Here is a 22,356-nt window from a genome sequence, read left to right as displayed (position 1 = left end):
ATCTCCTTCTTAGATAAATTTAAATAAAAAAGGAGCAAGATAGAAATCATAACGTCATCTGATTTCTATGCTTACTCCTGTAAAAGTATTTCAATTTATATAAACACTTACTTTGATGATATATTACTTAATGTTTTTAATAAGTTCGTCTGCAAATTCAGAAGTTGATACTTCTCTAGCGCCGTCCATTAAACGTGCAAAATCGTAAGTGACAACTTTTGAAGCAATTGTTTTCTCAATAGATTCAGTTATCTTGTCAGCAGCTTCTTGCCAACCTAAATGTTCTAACATTAAAGATGCACTTAGAATCTCAGAAGATGGATTCACCTTATTTAACCCAGCGTATTTAGGAGCAGTGCCATGTGTAGCTTCAAAAATAGCATGACCCGTTTCATAGTTAATGTTTGCCCCTGGCGCTATTCCAATTCCACCAACTTGTGCTGCTAATGCGTCTGATACATAATCCCCATTAAGGTTCATAGTAGCAACTACATCATGATCTGCAGGACGCGTTAAAATTTGTTGTAAGAAAATATCTGCAATTGAATCTTTAATAATAATCTTACCGTCTTTTTCAGCTTGTTCTTGAACTTTATTTGCTTTTTCTTTACCATCTTTTTCAACAATTTCATCATATTGTTGCCATGTAAATACTTTATCACCAAATTCATTGTGTGCTAAATCATAGCCCCATTGTTTAAACGCGCCTTCAGTAAACTTCATGATATTACCTTTATGCACTAAAGTTACTGATTTGCGATTGTTATCTAATGCATAGTGAATCGCTGCACGCACTAAACGCTCTGTACCTTCCTTAGAAACAGGTTTTACACCAATGCCTGAAGTTTCTGGGAATCTAATATTTTTAGCACCCATTTCATCTTGTAAGAAGTCAATTAACTTTTTAGCTTCTGGCGTACCTTCTTTAAATTCAATACCCGCATAAATATCTTCAGTATTTTCTCGGAAGATAACCATATCTGTATCTTCTGGGCGTTTAACTGGTGAAGGCACACCTTGGAACCAACGTACAGGTCTTAGGCAAGTAAATAAATCAAGTTCTTGACGTAAAGCAACATTTAAAGAACGGATACCACCACCAATTGGTGTCGTAAGCGGACCTTTAATTGCAATTAAATATTCATTAATTGTATCTAATGTTTCTTTAGGTAGCCATTCACCTGTTTCGTCGAATGCTTTTTGGCCAGCTAATACTTCTTTCCACTCAATTTTCTTTTCGCCGTTATAAGCGTTTTCAACTGCTGCATCAATCACTCTGCTTGCTGCTGACCAAATATCTGGCCCAATACCGTCACCGATAATATAAGGAATAATAGGATTGTTTGGAACTGTTAACCCTTCTGATGTTTTAACTACTTTTTCTCCTGCCATGTAAATATACCTCCGTAATTTGAATTGTTTTTTAGTTCAATAGTTTTATAATTTTTAAAAAATGAGTAATATTCGGATTATCTTTCTTCTATTGGTGCATAAGTTCTATTTGTTTCACCAATATATTGTGCTCTTGGACGCATGATTCTATTATCTCTGTATTGTTCTAGTATATGCGCAATCCACCCGGAAGTTCTACTTACTGCAAAAATAGGTGTAAATAAGTCATGTTCAATATTCATGCTATGGTATACAGTCGCACTATAGAAGTCAACATTTGCGATAAGGCCTTTTTCTTCTTGCATTTTATCAGCTATCTTAACTGAGATATCAAATAACTGACTTTGGCCTGTTTCAGAAGTTATCTTTTTACTCATCTCTTTTAAGAATTTAGCTCTTGGGTCACCATTTTTATACACACGATGGCCAAAGCCCATTATTTTTTCTTTATTTTTAATTTTATTATCAATGTACTCATCTACTTCATCAATTGATTTAACCTCTGAAAGCATACTCATTACACGTTCATTTGCCCCACCATGTAATGGCCCTTTTAATGAACCAACAGCTGCTACAATGCCAGAATACATATCAGATAACGAAGATACTGCACATCTAGCAGTAAACGTAGAAGCATTTAGTTCATGATCCGCATGTAATACTAATGCTTTATTAAATGCTTCAACTTCGATGTCTGTTGGTAATTCACCACGCAACATATACAAGAAGTTTGCGGCATAATTTAAATCACTGCTCGGTTTGACAGGTTCTTTGCCATCTCTTACTCTGGCGTATGCAGTAACAAGAGACGCAATTTTTGCTTGGATACGTACGGCACGTTCCATTGTCTGATCATCGCTTTCATCCTCGGCATGTTCATCAAAGTGAGCGATGTAAGACACTGATGTTCTTAGCGCTGTCATTGGATGTACATTGCTTGTTGCATACTCTTTGAAATGATTATATACCCTAGGGTTTAAAGTCATATATTTAAAGAGTTTTTCTTTAAATGCTTGCAGTTCCTCTTTATTAGGTAATCGATAGTGCCATAGTAAAAAGACAACTTCTTCGAATTCAGCATTTTCAGCTAAGTCATCAATTTCATAGCCTGCGTATGTAAGTTGACTATCAATAATTGAGCTTACTTTAGTTTCTGATGCAATTACCCCTTCTAAACCTTTTTGTAACTCTGCCATATATATTCCCCTTTTCTATTTCATAATGAAATGGCTTTCATAGACCATTATAGACAATATTTACGTTTTTGTGAATATTTCAGTTTATAATCACACCAATCATTAAGAAATGATAATTAGTTTATATGCCCTTAAACACGCCATATGATTGCGTGTTGCTATATTCTCATTCTAATATGTAATTACCCTTTCTTCAATTTATAATGATTTTTAATTGGTTATCGTGATTAATAACAAATTGTTAATATAAATTTACACTAACACTAGTCTATAAAAATAAAAAAAGAGTTGTTTTATTTTAAGTTGAGTATCATAATAATAAATAACTTAATAAAGGAGTTAAAACTTATGTCAAAACAACAGTTACAAAGAGAATTGAGCAATCGACATATTCAGTTAATTGCTATCGGAGGTGCTATCGGCACAGGTCTCTTTTTAGGAGCTGGACAAACAATAGCTTTAACTGGCCCTTCAATTTTACTGACATACATTATTATCGGGTTTATGCTATTTATGTTTATGAGAGGATTAGGAGAAATACTAGTAACAAACACTCATTTTAGATCTTTTGCCGATGTGACAAATCAATATCTCGGTCCGTTTGCTGGATTCGTTACTGGGTGGACATACTGGCTATGTTGGATTATAACTGGTATGGCTGAAGTTACAGCAGTGGCTAAATACGTCAGTTTTTGGTTCCCACATATCCCTAACTGGATAAGCGCTTTGTTTTGTGTACTGATTTTAATGTCATTAAATTTGCTTAGTGCCAAATTATTCGGAGAATTAGAGTTCTGGTTTTCAATTATTAAAGTAGTTACTATCTTGGCACTTATTTTCGTTGGTATTGTGATGATTGTAATGGCATACGATACACAATTTGGTCATACATCGTTAACAAATTTATATAATAATGGGATTTTTCCTAAAGGTGTTAGTGGATTTCTAATGTCATTTCAAATGGCCTTATTTTCTTTTGTTGGTATTGAATTGATTGGCGTTACTGCTGGAGAGACAAAAGATCCAACTAAAACAATTCCTAAAGCCATCAATAGTGTGCCTATAAGAATTCTAGTATTCTATGTCGGTGCTTTAACGGTAATTATGTCTATCATCCCTTGGAACAACATCAATCCTGACGAAAGCCCTTTTGTTAGACTATTTGCTTTAATCGGTATTCCATTTGCAGCCGGTATCATTAACTTTGTCGTCTTAACTGCTGCAGCGTCATCTTGTAACAGCGGCATATTCTCTAATAGTCGTATGCTATTTGGCTTATCAAATCAACAGCAAGCGCCGCCTATTTTTGAAAAAACAAACAAAAACGGCATACCTCATATAGCCATTTTCGTTTCATGTGCGCTGTTATTAATATCCGTATTGTTGAATTATATTATTCCAAATGCAACATTAGTATTTACATATATTACGACTGTATCTACGGTATTATTTCTAATTGTTTGGGCGTTAATTATTGTGGCGTATATTAATTATCATCGCCATAACCTTGAATTGCACAAAAAAGCTACCTATAAATTAATCGGTGGTAAATATATGGGATACATCATTTTGATTTTCTTTTGCTTAGTATTTTGTTTATTGTTCGTAAACGTAGATACAAGAAGAGCAGTTTTTTTAACACCTATATGGTTTATCATATTAAGCCTGATGTATTTAAGATATAAAAAAGTGGCAAATATTAATTTAAAATAACTATAATATAATAACTCAAAATGATAAAGGTAAATAGTATCTATTTTATCATTTTGGTTATTTATAGCGATTAGCATCAGAAAATATAACAGAATGTTTAAAATGCAGTTTTTATTCCGTTTTCGATTTTATAAAAACAAATAAAGACCGAGACATAAAAAAGATGTCTCGGTCTCTTTAACGATATAGCAGTAGATAACTGGAATCAAAATAGGCTTATATCAAATTTTTAATTTTTACCACTCAAACAAGTGTATGTTAAAAACATTTAAGAAAAATTAAGTTGTTATATGAGTTCTCTTTATTAAGTAAGCAACACATTTTCATCTTTGAGCCTGATTTCGATTCAATTAATTAAAGTACGTTAGCATAACCTTCAAACACTTTACCTTGATTTGCATCTACAGTTATCAAGATATCATTTTGAATTTCTTCTGTTGCATTTTCAACTCCAACAATAGTAGGGATGCCTTTTTCTAAACCAATAATGGCACTTGGTGAAGTAATTCCATTTTCTTCTGCAATTAATCCCCCTGCTTGTTCAATATATGGCACAAGCGTTTCATCTACTGAAGAAGTGACAATAATTGTTTCAGATAGATCTTTACCTTCTAGTTCACTCGCATTTTTGACAACTAATGTGTTTCCTACAACTGAGTTTCTGCCAATACCTTGACCTTTAGCCAATTCATCACCTACAAGATGTAATTTCATCATGTTTGTAGTGCCTTTCTCACCTGTAGGTACACCAGCAGTAATAATAATTAAATCACCGTTTTGAACTTTTTCAGTCTCAACAGCTGTAGCTACTGCTGTATTCAACATAGCATCTGTTGTTTTACGTCCTTCTTTAACTACAGGGTAAATGCCCCATACTAGTGCACATTGACGTGCAGTTTCAACGTGAGGTGTAACTGCAATAATATCTGATTTAGGACGATATTTAGAAATCGTTCTAGCTGTAGAACCACTTTCAGTTGCTGCGACAATTGCTTTTACATTTAAATTCAGTGCTGTATGTGCGACAGATACACCAATAGCATTCACTAGTGAAGTTTGCACAAGTTTTGTACGGTCAGATAATAAACGTTTATAATCTTGTGCAGCTTCAGCTGAGATTGCAATATTACGCATTGTTTTAACAGCTTCTTCTGGATATAGGCCAGCAGCAGTTTCACCTGAAAGCATAACTGCGTCTGTACCATCATAAATAGCATTAGCAACATCACTTGCTTCAGCGCGCGTAGCACGTGGGTTGCGTTGCATTGAATCTAGCATTTGAGTAGCTGTAATAACTGGTTTACCTAATTTGTTACATTGTCTAATTAAGTCTTTTTGTACCATTGGTACTGATTCTGGCGGTATTTCAACACCCATATCACCGCGCGCAACCATTAAACCATCAGAAACTTCAAGTATTTCTTTAATGTTATCAATACCTTCTTGGTTTTCAATTTTAGGAATAATGCTGATGTTTGTATTTTTACCTTCTTCAAGTAATTTACGTATATCTAACACATCACTTGGGCGACGTACAAAGCTTGCTGCAATGAAATCAACATTTTCACTTATACCAAATTTAATATCTTCAGCATCTTTATCTGTAATTCCAGGTAAACTTACTTTAACACCCGGTAGGTTAACGCCTTTTTTATTTTTTAACTCTCCAGTATTTAATACATCACAAATAACTTCGCCATTTGTTTTATCTATTTGTTTTACTTGTAATTCGATGAGACCATCATCTAATAAAATATATGACCCTTCTTGAACATCATTTATTAGATTATCGTAAGTTACTGAGAATTTATCTGGTGTACCTTCAACTTCAGTCATACTTACGATGACTTCCGTACCTTTTTCAAGTTCAATAGCACCATCTTTCATGTTGTGAGTACGGATTTCAGGACCTTTAGTATCTAAAAGTATCCCAACTGTTTTACCCAATCTTTGTGATACTTCGCGAATTCTATCAATTCTAGCTTTATGTTCTGCATGGTCACCATGTGAGAAATTCAATCTTGCTACGTTCATTCCAGCTTTAATTAATTTCTCAAGCATTTCTTCAGATTCTGATGCAGGTCCAATTGTACAAACAATTTTAGTTTTTCTCATTATTAATGCCTCCCAGTATTTTATATCGATAATTCATTTGTTAGAGCATAAGTTTCGAAATCAAACTTGTGTTCATTAGCTCTGAATATTTCTTCAAACGATGTGTCTGTTAATTCATTGTTGCGGATACCAACGCCAATTGCTGTTTTTCCTTCAAGTAATAAGTCTACAGCATGCCCACCCAATCGTGAAGCGAGCACTCTATCTGCACCACTTGGGCTGCCACCACGTTGGATATGTCCTAATACAGATACACGAGCATCAACATTAATATATTTAGTCAATTCATTCGCGCAATCTTCACCAGACATACATCCTTCAGCTACCATAACAATTGAGTGTTTCTTTCCACGTCTTATACCATTATCAATCTTTTCAGCGACTTCTTTAATGTCTGTTTCAACTTCAGGAACAATAATTGTTTCTGCACCTACTGAAAGGCCTGCCCAAAGTGCTAAGTCCCCGCAATCGCGACCCATAACTTCAATGATAAATGTTCTTGCATGGCTTGAAGCCGTATCTCGTATCTTGTCGACACAATCAATAATTGTATTTAAAGCTGTGTCAAAACCAATTGTAAAGTCCGAACCGTTAATATCATTATCAATCGTTCCTGGTACGCCAATCGTTTGGATTTCTTGGCATTCTTCGCTTATACGTTGTGCACCTCTATAGCTACCGTCTCCACCAATAACTACTAAGCCTTCAATACCTCTTTTACGTAAATTTTCTATTGCTTTTTTACGTACCTCTGGTTCTTTAAATTCAGGACATCTTGCCGAATATAAGAATGTTCCGCCGCGTTGGATTGTATCTCCAACAGAACCGAGTTCTAACTTCTCGATATCATCGTTTAATAAGCCTTGATAGCCTTGATAGACACCATAAACTTCAATATTATTATAAATCGCTTTTCGAACAACAGCTCTTATAGCTGCGTTCATGCCTGGTGAATCTCCACCGCTAGTCAACACTGCAATTTTTTTCATGACGACATACCTTTCTAACATGTATTTCTTATTCTAAAAATACCATAAAATCATATAAGGTGCCATTAAAATAAGGCATCATAACTAATGTAAACGTTTTTAATTATAATAAAAAATAATTTTACAATTAGTAAGCGTTTCCTTTCATAACCCCTCCTAAAATATTCCAACTATATCTTACATTACCTTTAACTTATATTTAATAAACAATAATATTATTTTTTATACTTCATCTTAAATTATTACAATAAAAATAAGAGCGATAATATATAATCAAAATAAAAGATTTGATTATATATTATCGCTCTTTTGCAGGCGTTTAGATTACTATCAGAATAGATGCACCTATTCATTGAAGCAAAGTAAACGATGTAGATGAGTATTATAATTTTTTTAATAATTATTCATTAAATGACCCAATATTTCTAAATTTATCATAACGGTCATCTACTATTTGTTGTTTATCTAGTGGACTTAATTCATTTAAATGTTGTAAAAAAGCTTCTTTAATACTTTGAGCTTGTGTCTCAATATCATGATGAGCGCCGCCTAAAGGCTCTTTCAAGACTTGGTCTGCAATTTTCAACTCGCGCAAATCTTCTGCTGTGATTTTCATTGTTTCTGCCGCAATTTGTGCAAGATTACTATCTTTCCATAATAACGCAGAAGCACCTTCCGGCGAAATCACTGAATATGTACTGTTTTCAAGCATTAATAACCGATTAGACACGCCTAAACCTAAAGCGCCGCCGCTGCCACCTTCACCAATTACAATGGCAATAACGGGAACTTTAAGCGAAGCCATTTCAATTAAATTTTTAGCAATAGACTCGCTTTGGCCACGTTCTTCGGCTGCTTTACCTGGATATGCCCCCTTAGTATCAATAAAGGTAAAAACAGGTCTGTTAAATTTTTCAGCTTGTTTCATTAAACGTAAAGCTTTTCTATATCCCTCAGGATGCGCCATTCCGAAGTTGCGGTAAATATTATCTTTCGTATCTTTACCACGTTGTTGTCCAACGACCGTAACAGCTTGTCCATTTAAATAACCAATACCACCAATCATTGCTGGGTCATCTCGAAAGTTACGATCACCATGTAATTCCATGAATGAATCAAAAATGTATGGAATATAATCTAACGAGGTAGGTCTTTCCTGTAAGCGTGCTAATTGCACACGATCCCAAGGTTTTAAATTGGTATAAACTTTTTGGGTTTCACGATCCAGCGATGCTTCAAGCATATCAATTTCTTCCTGTAAATCCACATCATTTTTTTCTTGAGAATCTTTCAGTGATTCAATTTTATTTTTTATTTCAAAAAGTGGCTTTTCAAAATCAAGCATTTGTTTTCACCTCTTGGTGCATTTTTAAAATATTAGATAGCGTCATTTTCATTTCTTTTCTATGTACCACTTTATCTAATTGTCCATGTTCTAATAAAAATTCAGCAGTTTGGAAGTCATCCGGTAATTTCTCGTTAATTGTTTGTTCAATTACACGTCTACCTGCAAAACCTATTAGTGCTTTTGGTTCACTTAAATTAATATCACCAACGGAAGCAAAACTAGCTGACACTCCACCTGTAGTTGGGTTTGTAATATAAGAAATATATAACAAACCTGCATCCATATGTTTTTTAAGCGTAACGCTTGTTTTACCCATTTGCATTAATGAGATAATTCCTTCTTGCATTCTGGCGCCACCACTAGCAGAAAATAATATAAATGGCAAACGGTGTTCCGTACAGTGTTCAATTATTCTACAAATTTTTTCACCTACAACGGACCCCATACTTCCCATTCTGAATCTAGCGTCCATAACAGCTATGCCATATTCGATACCTTCTAAAGTTGCTGTACCTGTGACAACAGCCTCATTTAATTCTGTTTTCTGTTGGTCTTTTTGAATTTTTTCTTCATAACTTGGAAAATCTAATGGATTCGCAGAGGTCATGCCTTTATCAAACTCTGTGAATGTACCTTCATCAGAAATAGCTTCAATTCGTTTATGTGCAGTTAGCGCTATATGATGGTCACAGTTGAAACATACGTTTAAATTTTCAGCTAATTCTTTTGTATACATTATTTTTTTACATTTTGGACATTTCGTCATAATTCCCGCTGGAACATCACTTTGTTTTGAATCAGAAACAGTTACATACTTTTTCTTTTTACTACTTCGATTGAAAAAATCTTTAAACATTGGTAAACCTCCACATAACCATTGCTGTCTTCCTTATACTTCACACGCAATATTTCAAGACTAGCATTCATGAATATTATTTGTCTAAATCTGTTAATTTCATTGTTTTATTATAAATTTCTTCTGGATCCATATCTATTCTTGCCACCCCTGTTTCCATTGCAGCTTTTGCAACTTCTCTAGCAACTGAAGGTGCCACGCGTTTATCAAATGGACCAGGGATACAATAATCTGGATTTAATTCTTCCGATTTAATTAAATTAGCAATTGCTTCCACAGCAGCTTGTTTCATTTCTTCATTTATATGAGTAGCTTCCACATCTAACGCCCCTCTAAAAATACCTGGGAAAGCAAGCACATTATTGATTTGGTTTGGGAAATCGGAACGACCCGTACCAATTACTTTAGCGCCCGCTTCTTTTGCTACCTCTGGATTAATTTCAGGATTTGGGTTAGCCATTGCGAAGATAATTGGGTCTTGAGCCATTGATTCAACCATTTCTTTTGATAATAAGTCAGCAACAGAAACACCAATAAATACATCAGCATCTTTAATGACATCATTTAAAGAGCCTTCAACTTTTTCTCTGTTTGTCCATTTAGCAACAAATGATTTAGTATCATTCATACCGTATGAACGTCCTTCATAAATAGATCCTTTAGAATCACACATGATCATATCTCTAACACCATATGAATATAATAATTGTACGATAGCCATACCTGCAGCGCCTGCACCGTTAAGCACAACTTTAATATCTGACAAATCTTTATCCACGATACGAAGTGCATTAATCATACCTGCAACAGTTACAATTGCTGTACCATGTTGGTCATCGTGAAAAACAGGTATTTTTGTCTCTTTTTTTAAACGTTCTTCTATTTCGAAACAACGTGGGGCTGAAATATCCTCTAGGTTAATCCCGCCATAGTTAGGTTCTAATAACTTTACAGTATTAACAATTTCATCTGTATCCGTTGTATTTAACGCAATTGGCACGCCGTCTATGCCAGAAAAACTTTTGAACAAAACTGCTTTCCCTTCCATGACTGGAATACTCGCTTCTGCGCCAATATTACCGAGCCCTAATACAGCTGTACCATCAGTAACAACTGCTACAGTATTGGCTTTCATCGTATATTCAAATACTTTGCGTGGGTCTTCGTGTATTTCTTTACATGGCTCTGCTACGCCAGGTGAATATGCTAAGCTTAATTCTTCTTTATTGGTTACTTGGACTTTCGGTGTAACCTCTAATTTGCCTTGGTTTACTCTATGCATTTCTAATGCATCGTCTCTCAACGTCATGTAAATCTACCCCTTTACATTCAATAATTATAAACAGCTCATATATATTTTTATTACAATCTAACATAAATTACAAATGATATCGCTAACATTAAATCAGTGACCTTTTTTGTTAACCTTTGTAATAAAAACATATATTTCAATTATTCAAGTGAAGCATTATTCATATTATAAACTGATGGCAAGTATCTACTTAACCATCAGTTAACTATACCATAGTTTACAATCTTGATAAAGCTAAATTATCCTTATATCCCACGGTGAGAATTTAGAAATAAGCATTTTGATTTTCTCTTTTTCACGAGAGATAAAACCGATGTTTTTAAATTGATTTTGATTTTCTTGAAAATACGTCACAGGAATATCACCTGTGGTTTCTTGTTCTTCCAACCATTGTTCTATTTCAGTAAAATCTTCTAAATTTCTAATTATAATTTGTTCGGCATGTGTTAACTTATAATCTTCAAATGTTGGTACATCTTCCATTTGATTGATTATAAGTTGTTTTTTATTATTTCTGTTTTCAAATTTACCCTTTACTATCAATGTATCTTCTGTATTTAAAATTGATTCATATTTTTTATAAGCATCAGGAAATACGACGCCATCTAGATTATTGATACCATCGTTCAAAGTTATAAACGCCATGTTTTGACCATTTTTAGTACGAATGCGTTTTAACTGATCAATTTGAACAAATATAGGTTGATTATCTCGTGCATTATTTAATTTATATATGCCGAGATATTGCTTTTGTTCGAATGCTTTTTCTACTGGATGGGTTGATACATAAAACCCTAAATATTCTTTTTCATAATCACTTAGCACTTTATCCGGCAATTCTTCTTTTTCTTCGTATGAAATTTTAGGCGTTAACACGTCAAAAATAAAACCATCTTGTTCCACGTCAGAGACGTCATCAAGCACTTGGTCTATAGAGTGTAATAAAGTAGCACGGTTTTTTCCAAAGGAATCAAAGGCACCAACTAAAATTAATGCTTCAAGTAATTTTCTAGACTTGATTCTTTTTGGTATGCGACGTGTAAAATCAAAAAAGTCTTTATATATACCATTTTCTTTTCGCTCATCAACAATGAGTTTGACACTTTGATATCCAACACCCTTAATTGCACCTAAAGATAAATAAATACCCTTCTTATTAGCTTTGTAAAACCAATGGCTTTCATTGATGTTCGGTGCCAATACCTTGAGTTGTTGATGTTTAGCTTCATCAATAATTTGTGCCGTCTTCTTCTCACTACCAATTGAATTGCTTAATATATTTGCATAAAAGTAATTCGGATAATGTACCTTTAAATACCCCATAATATAAGCAATTTTTGAATAACTAACAGCATGCGCACGTGCAAATCCGTAATCAGCAAACTTTAAAATCAAATCAAATATTTGTTTGCTTAAACTAGTCTCGTAACCATTTTTCAATGCGCCATCAACAAAATGCTGTCGTTCGCTTTCTAACACTGCGCGGTTTTTTTTACTCATCGCACGTCTTAATATATCGGCTTCTCCATAGCTGAAATTAGCAAACTTACTTGCGATTTGCATGATTTGTTCTTGATAGATAATGACGCCGTACGTCGTTTTTAAAATAGGTTCTAAATCTTTATGGAGATACTGTACTTTCTCTGGAGCGTGCCTTCTCGCAATATAGGTTGGGATTTCTTCCATAGGACCTGGTCTATACAACGACGTTACAGCTACAATATCTTCAAAGTGCTGTGGCTGTAATTTTTTCAATACATTTCTGATACCATCCGATTCTAATTGAAATATTCCTGTTGTATTACCTTGAGAAAGGAGTTGAAATACTTTTTTATCATCAAATGGAATGGCTTCTATATCTATATCAATACGCAAATCTTTCTTAACTTGTTTAACAATTTGATGGATAATAGATAAATTTCTCAAACCTAAAAAATCAATTTTCAACAGACCGATACGTTCAGCTTCTGTCATTGTCCACTGTGTTAATAATCCAGCGTCACCTATTGTTAATGGTGTGTACTCATATAACGGATGATCATTAATGATAATACCTGCTGCATGTGTTGAGGTATGACGTGGTAAGCCTTCTAATTTTTTACAAATTTCAAACCAACGTTCATGACGGTGATTTCTATGGACAAACTGTTTAAAGTCGTTGCGTTCATAAGTTTCATCTAACGTAATACCAAGTTTATGAGGAATTAAAGATGAAATTTCGTTTAATGTAATTTCGTCAAACCCCATAATTCGACCAACATCTCTCGAAACTGCTCTAGCTAATAAATGTCCAAATGTCACAATTCCAGCTACATGGTTATCACCATATTTTTCTTGTACATAGCGAATCACTTTCTCTCTATGCGTATCTTCAAAATCTATATCAATATCAGGCATCGTGACGCGTTCTGGGTTTAAAAAACGCTCGAATAATAAGTTATATTTGATGGGGTCAATGGTTGTAATATCTAATAAATAACTGACAAGTGAACCCGCTGATGAACCCCGGCCAGGCCCCACAAATACACCATTTGTTTTTGCGTAGTGTATTAAGTCACTCACAATAAGAAAGTAATCTTCAAACCCCATGCGCGTAATAATATCATATTCATGTACGAGCCTTTTATTGTAGCCTTGTTTAATTTCAGAAGATAAATTTAATTTTTTTAAATTTTGTTGCAATGTTTGATATAGATAATCTTTGGATGATTGATTGTCTGGTGTTTTAAACTTAGGTAATAATGACTGATGATATTGCAATTCGGCTTTACAAATCGTTTCAATGTAGTTGGTATTTTGCCAAACTTCGTCACTTAAATCTAATGTGTCCAATTCATTCAGACTAAACAAATGTGCGTTATATTCGTGTTCTTCTTTAACTAAATCTAATTTCGAATTATCTCTAATAGCTGCTAAAGCAGTTAAAGTATCGCCATCTTCTTGGTTTAAATAACTCGTACTTTGTGCCCAAACAACCGGTAAATCAAATAGTTTTTGACTCGTGTGATTTAGAAATACTTCATCATCATTCGAAAAAGTTTGTAGTAAACTTTGGTGTTCCTCTACTACATTTTTAAATATTACAACAAAATTATCATTATATTTTTTCAACCATTCAAACGATGTTTCTGATTTTTCTTTCATTTTGATTGCAGATGATAATTTAAATAAATCTTTTAAACCTTGATTGTTTTTCGCAAGGATGATTGTTTCTACTGAGACCAAACCATCTGTCACATAAGTAGTCATGCCGAATATAGGATGGATATTTGCTGCTATACATGCATCATAAAACTGAGGATAGCCATATAAAACGTTGGTGTCTGTAATTGCTAATGAAGTGTAGCCTTCTTTTGCCGCTTTTGTGATACAATCTTTTATCTTAATGCTAGAATTCAACAAATCATACGATGTATGAATATTTAAATGCGCAACCATTAGCAAATACCTCCTATGTCATTACAATTTATTATTTAACGCTTCAGCTAACACTTCAAATTGCGCCCAATCTGCTACAGAAACTCCTGACGCATTTGGATGGCCCCCGCCGCCAAATTCGTTTGCTATATCATTAATAACAACATCTTTAGATCGAATGCGACATCTGATTTCTGATCCTTCATCAACTGCGAACACCCATATTTTCAATCCTTGAATATCTGCAATGGCATTTACAAATAAGGATGCTTCATTTGCAGCAATATCAAATTGTTCCAATATATCTTTAGTAATCTTAACCTTACAGAACCCTTTTTCGTTTAAATCAAAATGCTGTAAAACATATCCTTGGAATGGTAATAACTTAGGATCTTTCTCCCCCAATTTATTCAGTTCTTTTTGGTGATTAAATGGATATTTCAATAATTGACTCGCTACTTCCATCGTATGTGGCGTCGTATTATTAAATAAGAATCGACCTGTATCTCCTACAATACCTAAGTACAGTACACGAGCCACTGAAGCATCAATAATCGTTTGATCGTTAAAATATGTTATAAAATCAAAAATAATTTCACTCGTTGAAGAGGCATGATCATTAACATAATTAATTTCTCCGTATTGATCTACTGCAGGATGGTGATCGATTTTAATAAGTCGATTGCCTGTGTTAAATCTGTTATCACTAATTCTTGGTGCATTCGCAGTATCACACACAATAACTAATGCATCGTTATATTGCTCATCACTAATTTCATCGAAGGTTCCAATGAAATCAAGCGATGATTCTGCTTCTCCTACGGCAAAAATATTTTTTTCCGGGAATTTTAAGTTTAAATAATATTTTAAACCAAGTTGGGAACCATACGCATCTGGATCAGGTCTTACGTGCCTATGTATTATAATCGTTTGTGCTGTTTTTATTTCATCCATAATTCGATTGAATTCTATCGTCATTTCTATTATCTTCCTTTTTAATTAATATAATTTTCTTTAATCTATCATCTGACAAATAATCATTGCTTTGGCGACATGTTTACCATCTCTCGTCATTGTCACCTCTAATTTAGCAAAATTTCTTCCTACATCTAACATATCATAATGCACGTTGATTTCAGATTCAATTTGCACTGTTTTAATGTAAATAATATTTAAGCTTTCGATCATCACTTCAAGTTTTTTTAATTTTCTCATCTCATAACGCACTGTTTCCTCAATAATAGCTACGAATACTGCCTTACTTAAAGTACCAAATTGATTTGTAAGCAGTGGTGAAGTTTGAACTTGAATAACATCATTAGTAATTGTAATGTGTTTAGCAATTTGGTCATTAATCGTTTCTCCTACTTGCGGTTGACGACTTAATAATTGCATCGCGGTTAGTACATCTTTTCTTGTAATAACACCAATTAGTTTTTTGCTTGGAGAAATAACAGGCAAAAGTTCGATGCCTTCCCAAATCATCATATGGGCACAATTAGCTACAGTAGTGGAAAGTTGCACATTGATGGGTGTCTTAGTCATAAAATGTGCCAATGTGTCATTATCTTCCATTTTAATAATTTCTTTACTAGTAATAATTCCAACTAAACGCCAATATTCATCAATCACCGGAAATCTTGAATGACCTGTGTGTTTCGCTTTTTCTTTATAATCATGCAAAGTCATATGGTCAAACACTACAGTGTCTTCGTTAACAGGTTTAACTATATCTTCAACAACCAAAATTTCTTTTCGAATCATTTGGTTATACATTGCTCTGTTAATAATATTAGCAACTAAATATGTATCATAATTTGAGGATAGTATGGGTAAATCATGTTCATCTGCATATTTAACAATTTCATCAGAAGTCCTAAAACCACCAGTGATCAATACTGCGCTTCCTCTTTTCAAAGCAGCTAATTGTACATCTTTTCTATTTCCAACAATTAATAATGTATGAGGGCTTAAATACTTTATCACATCTTCGATTTCCATTGCTCCGATAGCAAATTTTGTCAATGTTTTGATAAGTCCATTTCTACCGCCTAACACTTGTCCATCAATTATTTTTACAATTTCTCCAAATGTAAGTTGTTCGATTTGTTCGCGTGTTTTCTTTTCTATTCGGACTGTTCCAACTCGATCAATGGTCGCTACTAAACCTATTCTCCCAGCATCTTTAATAGCACGGTATGCTGTTCCTTCAGATACACTTAAATCTTTCGCTATTTTCCTAACAGAAATTTTTTGTCCTACTGCTAAAGATTCTATATAAGATAAAATTTGCTCATGCTTTGTCATTGTAATAACCTCATTTTTGGACATTTTCTATGATATTATAACTTTTTATAAATAAAATTGCGAAGTAATGATGTTAAAATCACTTTTTAACAACAATTATGACATATATTTCTACATAAATTAATATCTAAAAAGTTTTTTACTCAGTTTATATGAAAATACATAAATTTTAATTTGATTTGTGATAAACTTTAATTAGAATAGAGTTAAGGAGGGATGAACAATGTTCAAAAATATTTTACTTGGTGTTGATACAACACTTAAAAACGAAAAAGCACTTAAAGAAGTTTCTAAATTAGCTGGGAAAGACACTGTTGTAACAATTATGAATACAATTAGTGAACAAGATGCCCAAGCTTCAATTAAATCTGGTGTGCATTTAGATAAACTTGTTGAAAAACGAAGTGAAGGTTTAGAAAGTACACGTAATGCTTTAGAAGAATATGGTATCAAATATGATGAAATCATTGTCCGCGGCAATCCAAAAGAGCAATTAGTAAAAGAAGCGAATAGTGGAAAATATGAAATTATTGTTCTTAGTAACCGTCGTGCTGAAGAAAAGAAAAAATTTGTATTAGGTAGTGTGAGTCACAAAGTGGCTAAAAGAGCTAGCATCCCTGTTCTTATAGTAAAATAATAAAGATGAGGCTGGAACGCTTATTTACGTTTCAGCCTCATCTTTGTTCTCAACAATTGGTTGCTAAAGTGTTATGTTTAAACATTACTCTTAAAGAACTACTTTTAAAGCACACTCATATGCCTTCTTTTACGTTAGTAGTTCTTATCCAAGCGCTCTATCCTCTACCATTTCTATGAAAACGAGTAACACTTGTACACGTGCCAAGACTTAGCTTCTTTGTTCTTAACTTTCTAAATCTTGGCGGCGTATGGAAATGATTTTTAAAATATGATCCTGTACTACTATCTTTGCCGTATCACAATTAAAATTCTACTGAATCACCTGGGTTAAGCACTTGCACTTCCCCTTCTGACACTGCAGCTTTAAATTCATCTGGATTTTGCTTAATCAAATCGAATGTATTGTAGTGGATTGGTACTGTAATACTAGGCTTAATGAATTGATTAATTGCATAGCTAGCATCATCAATTCCCATAGTGAAATTGTCACCGATTGGTATAAAACAAACATCAACTGGATGACGTTCTGCAATCAATTTCATATCACCAAACAACCCAGTATCACCTGTATGATATATTGTTTTGCCTTCTATTTCTAGAATTAGACCCATCGGCATACCTAAATAAACTGGGATACCATTCTCATCAGTTAAACTAGAACTATGAAATGCTTGCACAAATTTAACTGTACCAAACTCAAATTCAGCCTTACCGCCAATATTCATAGGTCTTACATTTTCAACATTTTTTGTAGTAGTCAAATAATCTCCTAATTCTGCAGAACCAATCACTGTTGCATGATTTCTATTTGCTAACTCCACAGTATCACCAAAATGATCTCCATGACCATGTGTCAAAATAATATAATCAACATCTAACGTTTCAGCATCTAAGTCAGACAACTCATTGCCTGTAATAAATGGATCGACAATAACTTTTTTACCATTCGCTTCAAAATAAATCGTTGATTGTCCATGAAAAGATAACTTCATATCGATAATTCCTCCCATAAATCTATTTAATTTATATATACCACAATTACAGCTGGTTATAACACATTTTTGTAAAACATCGACACAAATAGCCTTTTCTTTCATCGAAATTATAATCGGTCTATTTAATTTTAATATATTATTTTTGAATTCCTTCATAAACTAACATAAAATTAGTATGATATTACATTTAGGAGGATGAAACAATGAAGTTACAACAAGTTACAGAAGAACTGAAATCTCAACATGCTGACGCAGCATGGATTACCACACCACTGAATATTTTTTATTTCACAGGTTATTTAAGTGATCCTCATGAACGTTTACTAGCGTTACTTATCAAAGAAAATGGTGAGCAAGTCCTGTTTTGCCCACAACTGGAAGTAGAAGAAGTAAAAGCCTCTCCTTTTGAAGGTGAAATCATTGGCTATCTAGACACCGAAAACGCTTTAGATAAATACCCACTAGCTATTAATAAGATTCTGGTCGAAGCAGCGCATTTAACTTTACAACGCCAGCGTGAATTAATCGCAGCTTTCAATGTCCAATCATTTGGGGATATTGACCATATTATCAAATCTCTTCGTAATGTAAAAAGCGAGAGCGAAATAGCAAAAATTCGAAGAGCATGTGAACTCGCAGATAAATGTATTGAAATCGGTGTCAACTTTTTAAAAGAAGGCGTAACAGAACGCCAAGTAGTTAATCATATCGAATATGAAATTAAAGCTTATGGCGTAAATGAAATGAGTTTCGATACTATGGTGCTTTTCGGTGACCATGCTGCTTCACCTCATGGAGTTCCAGGAGACCGTCAATTACAAAATGATGAATTTGTATTATTTGATTTAGGTGTTATTTACGAAAATTACTGTAGTGATATGACAAGAACAGTACAATTTGGACAACCAAGTGCGGAAGCTCAAGCAATTTACGATACTGTTTTAAAAGCTGAACAAGAAGCCATTGCGGCAATTAAACCTGGAGTGACGATTAAAGACGTGGACGCTATCGCTCGTAACATTATTAGTGACGCTGGTTATGGTGACTATTTCCCTCACCGTTTGGGTCATGGATTAGGATTAGAAGAACATGAATATCAAGATGTGTCTAGTACAAATACAAATAAATTTGTACCTGGAATGGTTGTAACTGTGGAACCTGGTATATATGTTCCAGGCGTTGCTGGTGTACGTATTGAAGATGATATTCTCGTTACAGAAAATGGGAACGAAAGTTTAACAGGGTATCAAAAATGATTAAAGAAGCTGTAGTTGAAACAGTACAGGAAATTGAATATGCTATCAAACATGGCGCCGACCGAGTTGAACTTTGTGATAACTTAAGTGTCGGTGGCACAACACCAAGTATAGGCATGATAGAAATTGCGACTGAAATGTGTAAAGCTAATAACGTAGAAATCGCTGTGATGATTCGTCCACGTGGCGGTAACTTTGTATATAGTCTTTATGATTTTGAAATTATGCAACGCGATATAACTGCGATCAAACGTTGTGATATTGATTATTTTGTTTTCGGTTGCCTAACTGATGATGATACATTAAATGAATGGCAAATGAAGACATTAAAACAGCTAGCATCGCCGAAACAAGTTGTATGTCATATGGCGTTTGATCAAATACATTTACAAGGCCAAATAAAAGCGTTACATCAATTAATTGATATTGGCTTTACGCGTCTGCTAACGCACGGCGGTCCAGCTGATTCGGATATATTTGACAATCTAAACCAACTAGGTAAATTGGTAGTCAATTCAGGCGGGGACATCGAAATTATGCCCGGCGGTGGTCTGAACAAATTTAATGTACAAAAGCTCCTAGCTGCCTTTCCTTTCCAAGAAGTGCACGGCACTCAAATTGTTTAGCACCTAACGATGACAAACGAATAACGATCTTATGCTTTAATTTTCGTTGCGCCTTTTAGTCATGATTATACCAATCTTAAAAGCTAACTATAAGTGCAATGTCAGATTTAACCAACTACTGGCCTATATTGTAGTTGAGACTAGATTGTTTGTTTATGTCTCAATCGTATAGACATTCATTGTTAATTAATTAAAAAAACTAGCCATCCCTTCGATTCGTATGAGATGGCCAGTTTTTTATTTTGATACTATTTTCCAAATTGAATCAAGTTATTTTAGTACGCTTTCAATATTGGCATATGTTAAATTTAACGCTTCTCCTACACCTTTATTTGTTAATACACCGTTAATTGTGTTCAAACCTAAAGATAAAGGCTCATTATCTTGTAATGCTTTTAAATAACCTTTTCCAGCAATTTGTAATGCGTATGGCAATGTCGCATTGTTTAATGCAATCGTAGAAGTACGTGGCACTGCACCAGGCATATTCGCTACTGCATAATGTACGACACCATGTTTTTTATATGTTGGATCATCATGCGTTGAAATGCGATCTGTTGTTTCGAAAATACCGCCTTGGTCAATAGCAATATCTACGATAACCGCACCATCTTTCATCGATTTAACCATGTCTTCAGAAACTAGATTGGGCGCTTTAGCTCCAGGTATTAACACCGCCCCAATCACTAAGTCACTATTTTTAACACATTCTTCTATATTTAATGGGTTAGACATAATCGTATGTACGCGACCATCGAATAAATCTTCAAGCTCTTGTAAACGCTTAGGGTTAACATCTAAAACTGTAACATCCGCGCCTAAACCTAAAGCGATTTTAGCAGCATTTGTACCCGCTTGGCCGCCGCCAATAATCGTTACACGACCTTTAGCTACGCCAGGCACACCGCTAAGTAAGATACCCATGCCCCCCTTGTATTTCTGTAAAAATTCAGCACCAATTTGAGCAGACATACGACCAGCCACTTCACTCATAGGTGTCAATAGTGGTAATGATTTATCAGGCAACTGAACCGTTTCATACGCGATTGCAATGACTTTATTTTCTAATAAAGCTTGTGTTAATTTCTTTTCATTTGCTAGATGTAAATACGTAAATAGAATTAAATCCTCTTTAAAATATTGAAACTCTTCTTCTAATGGTTCTTTAACTTTCATAACCATGTCAACATCCCATACTTCAGCAGGCCCATTACCAATTTTAGCTCCAGCTGTTATATAGTCTTCGTCTTCAAAATATGAACCTAAACCTGCAGACTTTTCAACAATGACAGAGTGCCCTTCTTCTACTAAAGCATGTACACCACTTGGGGATAAACTTACTCTATTTTCATTGTTTTTAATCTCTTTTGGAATACCTATGATCATTTTATCCACCTCCAAATTTATAGTAACGTGTATTTTGTGAAAGCGCAATCATAGTTTAGAGTATTTTTACATTATTAACGACTACAAATTATGTTAATATTCTGTAAATAGTGGTATAATATAATCAAGAAGATGAAGGAGGTAATTGTGATGCTAACTTATAAAAACATATTAATTGCAGTAGATGGATCACATGAAGCTGAATGGGCGTTCAACAAAGCAGTAGACGTAGCAAAACGTAATGAAGCAAAATTAACTATTGTAAATGTAATTGATTCAAGAACTTATTCTTCCTATGAAGTTTACGATGCTCAATTTACCGAAAAATCTAAAAACTTCTCTGAAGATCTATTGAAAGGTTACAAAGAAGTCGCTACAAATGCTGGCGTTACTGACGTGGAAACACGTTTAGAATTTGGCTCTCCAAAGGCAATTATACCTAAAAAATTGGCAGCGGATGTCGAAGCAGATTTAATTATGTGTGGTACTTCAGGCCTTAATGCGGTCGAAAGATTCATAGTCGGCTCTGTATCAGAAGCCATCGTTCGCCACTCACCTTGTGACGTATTAGTTGTGCGCACTGAAGAACTTCCTGAAGATTTCCAACCACAAGTTGCTACAGACGAATTCAGATCAAAATATCAAGCGCGTTAATAATAGCGTAATTTAACTGGATTGTTAAACCATGTCATCCTGTGAATCATACAAATACTCAAAAATAGTTTGCCTCAATGTTGAGAGCAAACTATTTTTTTATAATCTGCTTTTAGGTCGCTTTTTAAATTAATTTGTTATAAACATGTTATATC

General features: G+C 34.1%; 17 protein-coding genes. 5 read left to right on the top strand and 12 right to left on the bottom strand.

Annotated elements, in window-relative coordinates; translation table 11 throughout:
- Positions 1-123: 123 nt before the first annotated feature.
- The gene (icd, locus tag BJG89_RS06350) at positions 124-1,392 is read right to left on the bottom strand and encodes an NADP-dependent isocitrate dehydrogenase (RefSeq protein ID WP_096809226.1); all 1,269 of its coding nucleotides are present in this window, start codon (positions 1,390-1,392) and stop codon (positions 124-126) included.
- 77 nt (positions 1,393-1,469) lie between these two features.
- A complete protein-coding gene (locus tag BJG89_RS06345) occupies positions 1,470-2,588 on the bottom strand; it encodes a citrate synthase (protein ID WP_096809224.1) in 1,119 nt (372 codons plus the stop codon).
- A 348-nt stretch (positions 2,589-2,936) separates the two neighbouring features.
- Here BJG89_RS06345 and BJG89_RS06340 point away from each other — a divergent pair, with 348 nt between their 5' ends.
- Positions 2,937-4,301 (top strand): amino acid permease, encoded by a 1,365-nt coding sequence (locus BJG89_RS06340; protein ID WP_096809222.1) that lies wholly within the window; start codon positions 2,937-2,939, stop codon positions 4,299-4,301.
- 354 nt (positions 4,302-4,655) lie between these two features.
- Here BJG89_RS06340 and pyk read toward each other — a convergent pair whose 3' ends face one another.
- The 8 genes from pyk to BJG89_RS06300 form a co-directional block, all read right to left on the bottom strand.
- Positions 4,656-6,416, bottom strand: coding sequence for a pyruvate kinase (pyk, locus tag BJG89_RS06335; RefSeq protein WP_096809220.1), 1,761 nt, complete (start codon positions 6,414-6,416; stop codon positions 4,656-4,658).
- 20 nt (positions 6,417-6,436) lie between these two features.
- On the bottom strand, positions 6,437-7,405 hold the full coding sequence (gene pfkA / locus BJG89_RS06330; protein WP_096809218.1) for a 6-phosphofructokinase: 969 nt from the start codon (positions 7,403-7,405) through the stop codon (positions 6,437-6,439).
- Positions 7,406-7,805: 400 nt separating this feature from the next.
- Positions 7,806-8,750, bottom strand: coding sequence for an acetyl-CoA carboxylase carboxyltransferase subunit alpha (locus tag BJG89_RS06325; RefSeq protein ID WP_096809216.1), 945 nt, complete (start codon positions 8,748-8,750; stop codon positions 7,806-7,808).
- The gene (gene accD / locus BJG89_RS06320; RefSeq protein WP_096809214.1) at positions 8,743-9,609 is read right to left on the bottom strand and encodes an acetyl-CoA carboxylase, carboxyltransferase subunit beta; all 867 of its coding nucleotides are present in this window, start codon (positions 9,607-9,609) and stop codon (positions 8,743-8,745) included. The genes BJG89_RS06325 and accD overlap by 8 nt, the downstream gene beginning before the upstream one ends.
- Positions 9,610-9,685: 76 nt before the next feature.
- On the bottom strand, positions 9,686-10,918 hold the full coding sequence (gene ystJ, locus BJG89_RS06315) for an NADP-dependent malic enzyme (RefSeq protein WP_096809212.1): 1,233 nt from the start codon (positions 10,916-10,918) through the stop codon (positions 9,686-9,688).
- 237 nt (positions 10,919-11,155) lie between these two features.
- Complete coding sequence (locus BJG89_RS06310) at positions 11,156-14,359, bottom strand: DNA polymerase III subunit alpha (protein WP_096809210.1); 3,204 nt, start codon at positions 14,357-14,359, stop codon at positions 11,156-11,158.
- Positions 14,360-14,380: 21 nt separating this feature from the next.
- Positions 14,381-15,316, bottom strand: a complete 936-nt coding sequence (locus tag BJG89_RS06305; protein ID WP_096809208.1) for a DHH family phosphoesterase — start codon at positions 15,314-15,316, stop codon at positions 14,381-14,383.
- Positions 15,317-15,352: 36 nt separating this feature from the next.
- Positions 15,353-16,645 (bottom strand): DRTGG domain-containing protein, encoded by a 1,293-nt coding sequence (locus BJG89_RS06300; RefSeq protein ID WP_096809206.1) that lies wholly within the window; start codon positions 16,643-16,645, stop codon positions 15,353-15,355.
- 223 nt (positions 16,646-16,868) lie between these two features.
- Here BJG89_RS06300 and BJG89_RS06295 point away from each other — a divergent pair, with 223 nt between their 5' ends.
- Positions 16,869-17,282, top strand: coding sequence for a universal stress protein (locus tag BJG89_RS06295; RefSeq protein ID WP_096809204.1), 414 nt, complete (start codon positions 16,869-16,871; stop codon positions 17,280-17,282).
- 304 nt (positions 17,283-17,586) lie between these two features.
- On the opposite strand, the gene BJG89_RS06290 is transcribed toward BJG89_RS06295, so the two are convergent.
- Complete coding sequence (locus BJG89_RS06290) at positions 17,587-18,276, bottom strand: metal-dependent hydrolase (RefSeq protein WP_096809202.1); 690 nt, start codon at positions 18,274-18,276, stop codon at positions 17,587-17,589.
- Between the two features lie 206 nt (positions 18,277-18,482).
- On the opposite strand from BJG89_RS06290, the gene BJG89_RS06285 reads away from it, so the two are divergent.
- Positions 18,483-19,535: a M24 family metallopeptidase gene (locus BJG89_RS06285; RefSeq protein ID WP_096809200.1), complete on the top strand. Its 1,053-nt coding sequence runs from the start codon at positions 18,483-18,485 to the stop codon at positions 19,533-19,535.
- Positions 19,532-20,161, top strand: a complete 630-nt coding sequence (locus tag BJG89_RS06280; protein ID WP_096809198.1) for a copper homeostasis protein CutC — start codon at positions 19,532-19,534, stop codon at positions 20,159-20,161. Before BJG89_RS06285 ends, BJG89_RS06280 begins: the two co-directional genes overlap by 4 nt.
- Before the next feature lie 270 nt (positions 20,162-20,431).
- Here the strand turns inward: BJG89_RS06280 and ald are convergent, their stop codons facing one another.
- Entirely contained in the window at positions 20,432-21,547 is a 1,116-nt protein-coding gene (ald, locus tag BJG89_RS06275) for an alanine dehydrogenase (RefSeq protein WP_096809197.1), read from the bottom strand.
- A 150-nt stretch (positions 21,548-21,697) separates the two neighbouring features.
- Here ald and BJG89_RS06270 point away from each other — a divergent pair, with 150 nt between their 5' ends.
- Positions 21,698-22,201 carry a universal stress protein gene (locus tag BJG89_RS06270; RefSeq protein WP_096809194.1) on the top strand — a complete coding sequence of 168 codons (504 nt, stop codon included), beginning with the start codon at positions 21,698-21,700 and terminating at the stop codon, positions 22,199-22,201.
- Positions 22,202-22,356: the final 155 nt, after the last annotated feature.

It is taken from the genome of Staphylococcus nepalensis (assembly GCF_002442935.1).
GTDB lineage: Bacteria > Bacillota > Bacilli > Staphylococcales > Staphylococcaceae > Staphylococcus > Staphylococcus nepalensis.
Note: the sequence above shows the minus strand (reverse complement) of the source record. Positions and strands in the feature narration are given on the sequence as shown.

What these genes read in the sequence shown, in the direction of transcription:
- icd (WP_096809226.1), bottom strand. Translation starts at nt 1,392, where the DNA reads ATGGCAGGAGAAAAAGTAGTTAAAACATCAGAAGGGTTAACAGTTCCA.
- BJG89_RS06345 (WP_096809224.1), bottom strand. Translation starts at nt 2,588, where the DNA reads ATGGCAGAGTTACAAAAAGGTTTAGAAGGGGTAATTGCATCAGAAACT.
- BJG89_RS06340 (WP_096809222.1), top strand. Translation starts at nt 2,937, where the DNA reads ATGTCAAAACAACAGTTACAAAGAGAATTGAGCAATCGACATATTCAG.
- pyk (WP_096809220.1), bottom strand. Translation starts at nt 6,416, where the DNA reads ATGAGAAAAACTAAAATTGTTTGTACAATTGGACCTGCATCAGAATCT.
- pfkA (WP_096809218.1), bottom strand. Translation starts at nt 7,405, where the DNA reads ATGAAAAAAATTGCAGTGTTGACTAGCGGTGGAGATTCACCAGGCATG.
- BJG89_RS06325 (WP_096809216.1), bottom strand. Translation starts at nt 8,750, where the DNA reads ATGCTTGATTTTGAAAAGCCACTTTTTGAAATAAAAAATAAAATTGAA.
- accD (WP_096809214.1), bottom strand. Translation starts at nt 9,609, where the DNA reads ATGTTTAAAGATTTTTTCAATCGAAGTAGTAAAAAGAAAAAGTATGTA.
- ystJ (WP_096809212.1), bottom strand. Translation starts at nt 10,918, where the DNA reads ATGACGTTGAGAGACGATGCATTAGAAATGCATAGAGTAAACCAAGGC.
- BJG89_RS06310 (WP_096809210.1), bottom strand. Translation starts at nt 14,359, where the DNA reads ATGGTTGCGCATTTAAATATTCATACATCGTATGATTTGTTGAATTCT.
- BJG89_RS06305 (WP_096809208.1), bottom strand. Translation starts at nt 15,316, where the DNA reads ATGACGATAGAATTCAATCGAATTATGGATGAAATAAAAACAGCACAA.
- BJG89_RS06300 (WP_096809206.1), bottom strand. Translation starts at nt 16,645, where the DNA reads ATGACAAAGCATGAGCAAATTTTATCTTATATAGAATCTTTAGCAGTA.
- BJG89_RS06295 (WP_096809204.1), top strand. Translation starts at nt 16,869, where the DNA reads ATGTTCAAAAATATTTTACTTGGTGTTGATACAACACTTAAAAACGAA.
- BJG89_RS06290 (WP_096809202.1), bottom strand. Translation starts at nt 18,276, where the DNA reads ATGAAGTTATCTTTTCATGGACAATCAACGATTTATTTTGAAGCGAAT.
- BJG89_RS06285 (WP_096809200.1), top strand. Translation starts at nt 18,483, where the DNA reads ATGAAGTTACAACAAGTTACAGAAGAACTGAAATCTCAACATGCTGAC.
- BJG89_RS06280 (WP_096809198.1), top strand. Translation starts at nt 19,532, where the DNA reads ATGATTAAAGAAGCTGTAGTTGAAACAGTACAGGAAATTGAATATGCT.
- ald (WP_096809197.1), bottom strand. Translation starts at nt 21,547, where the DNA reads ATGATCATAGGTATTCCAAAAGAGATTAAAAACAATGAAAATAGAGTA.
- BJG89_RS06270 (WP_096809194.1), top strand. Translation starts at nt 21,698, where the DNA reads ATGCTAACTTATAAAAACATATTAATTGCAGTAGATGGATCACATGAA.